Source organism: uncultured Thiocystis sp., from assembly GCF_903866365.1.
Classification (GTDB): Bacteria; Pseudomonadota; Gammaproteobacteria; order Chromatiales; family Chromatiaceae; genus Chromatium.
The window spans coordinates 1-2252 of sequence record NZ_CAIPNF010000210.1 but is presented as its reverse complement, the minus strand read 5'-3'; the positions used below and the strand labels follow the sequence as shown (position 1 = coordinate 2252).

General features: G+C 60.2%; 3 protein-coding genes. 1 reads left to right on the top strand and 2 read right to left on the bottom strand.

The genetic code is table 11. From position 1 onward, the window contains the following. Window positions 1-276: 276 nt before the first annotated feature. Window positions 277-585: a hypothetical protein gene (locus tag QZY07_RS11815; protein ID WP_295402702.1), complete on the bottom strand. Its 309-nt coding sequence runs from the start codon at window positions 583-585 to the stop codon at window positions 277-279. Between the two features lie 179 nt (window positions 586-764). Between QZY07_RS11815 and QZY07_RS11810 the strand changes: the two genes are divergently transcribed. Next, window positions 765-1388 carry a DUF3782 domain-containing protein gene (locus tag QZY07_RS11810; RefSeq protein WP_295402700.1) on the top strand — a complete coding sequence of 208 codons (624 nt, stop codon included), beginning with the start codon at window positions 765-767 and terminating at the stop codon, window positions 1386-1388. 143 nt (window positions 1389-1531) lie between these two features. On the opposite strand, the gene QZY07_RS11805 is transcribed toward QZY07_RS11810, so the two are convergent. Beyond that, on the bottom strand, window positions 1532-2252 hold a 721-nt coding region (locus QZY07_RS11805; protein WP_295402698.1), incomplete at its 5' end, for an efflux RND transporter permease subunit.

Genomic DNA, 2252 nt, shown 5'->3' with positions numbered 1-2252 from the left:
GATAAAGCTTTTTGCAAACGAAATTTTCGATCCAAATTATAAGAAAAGAGAGACATCCTTAGGTCGTTTAAATAGGTTGCTTCTGGAAGTCCAGGCTTAAAAAATCCCGAACACCTATGCGTCTCCAGATCTTTGTAAGATCATATAATTAATAGATTTTTCGACCTTCCCGGTTCCTACTCAGATCCCAGAGAGCCGAAAAGTGTCGTGAGTGTCGATCAAGGGACATATCCAGGATTTCCGGTCACCGCCGCCTCGCGACGAAGGACGGACGCATCACGATCTCGGAATCAACGACGGAATGGCCTCCGCCAAGTCATCGCTGACCACCCAGACCGCCCCGCTGCCGTTCGGGCTGGATCCAGGGTCGCCCACCGCCTGACCGGCTTGGTCCATGACGGTCAGGTTCAACGCCGTGCCGTCAGCAGGTGCGTCGCGGCAGACATCCCACACAATGAACCAATGGCTCAGGTCGGCCAGCCACGTCAACTGACGTTCACACGGGAGACACTGATGCAGCAGATCCCAAAGCCGGAAGACCACTTCGCGCTGCGCGCGAAACGCTCTGTCGAGGTGCTTCAGCATGCCTTCGGTGAGATCAACCGCCTGAAGGCGGCTGCGTAACATCAGTTACTAAGAGGATATCCAGTTCAGAACTTGCTTGTGGAAAGCAAGTATCTGAAATTTATTGTACGGTGGCGAATGACGCTAAAATGAGCACAGCCGAGCTATAAACCAATTGAGTGCCGCGAGGAATCCAGGCCATGTCCCTTGCCAACCCGACCCTTGAAGACGTCTGGCGGTTGTTTCAGGAAAGCGACCGCAAATTTCAGGAAACCGAACGCTTAATGAAGGAATCGTCGCGGGAAACCGACCGCCGGTTTCAGGAAACCGACCGCCGTTTCCAGGAAACCGACCGCCGTTTCCAGGAAACCGACCGCCTGGTCAAACAAGTGTCGAAGAATCTGGGCGAGTTGGGGAATCGGCTCGGCGAGTTCGTCGAACACCTGGTGGCGCCGGCCGTGGTGCGTCTGTTTCGCGCCCAAGGCATCGAGGTGCATGCGGTCTATCCGGGCGTCTCGGCGCACCGCGATGGCGAAGGGTTGGAGATCGATCTGCTGGTGGTCAACGATGGTGCCCTGGTGGGCGTGGAGTGCAAAAGCAAGCTGACGGTGGAGCATGTGGATGCGCATGTGGCGCGGCTTGCGAAGCTCAAGCGGGTCTTGCCGTTGTACAAGGACCATCGGGTCATGGGCGCGGTGGCGGGGATGGTGGTGACGCCGTCGGTGGCCGAGTATGCGATGGCCCAGGGTTTCTACGTCCTGTGTCAGAACGGCGAGCAGGTCGAGGTCCGCAATCCGGCGGGATTCGCTCCCGCCGTCTGGTAGGCGATGCATCGCCTACTGACGCTCTACAAGCGACAGGTTTCATTCCGAAGTTGAGGCGGCGCAATCCGCCGCCGGTCGAGCACGGGGCCGTGACACAGCATCTGCAACGGATTTATTGAAGCAGGCACGGCACCCGGCCGCCGTCAGCCGGCCGGCCGATCGCTCCGCGCGGAAAGCGTTGCCGCCGCGGGCCGATCGAGCATCCAGTCCCACACCCGCCCCATCCGCTGATGCAAACTCTCGTGCAATGACAGCAGCGCCGGGGTGAAGATGAGCACCAGGATGGTGGAGAAGCCGACGCCAAAGGCGAGCGAAACCGCCATCGGAATCAAAAATTGCGCCTGCAGACTGGTCTCGAAGATCAGCGGTCCCAGACCGACCACGGTGGTCGCCGAGGTCAGCAGCATCGCCCGCAGCCGCGAGGTGGCGGCCTCGACCAGCGCCTCGTCGACCGCCATCCCGGTCTCGCGCAGTTCGTGATACATGCTGACCAGGATGATGGCGTTATTGACCACGATCCCGGACAGTCCGAACAGTCCGAACAGCGACAGCAGGGTCAGATCCAGCCCCAGCAACCAGTGTCCGGTAATCGCCCCGACCAGACCCAGCGGGATCGCAGTCATCACCACCAGCGGCCAGCCCCAGCTCGCGAAGACCGCGGCCAGGATCAGATAGATCAGTCCCAGCCCCAACATCAGCCCGAGGCGCATGTCGCCCAGGGTCTCGCGCTGATCGGCGGCGCGGCCCTCGAAGCTGTACTCGATCCCGTAGTCATCGGCGAGCTTGGGCAGCAGTTCGCGCTCCAGCGCCTCGCGCACATTGTCCGGGGTGCTCAGGGCGCGGTTGACATCGGCCGAGACCTCG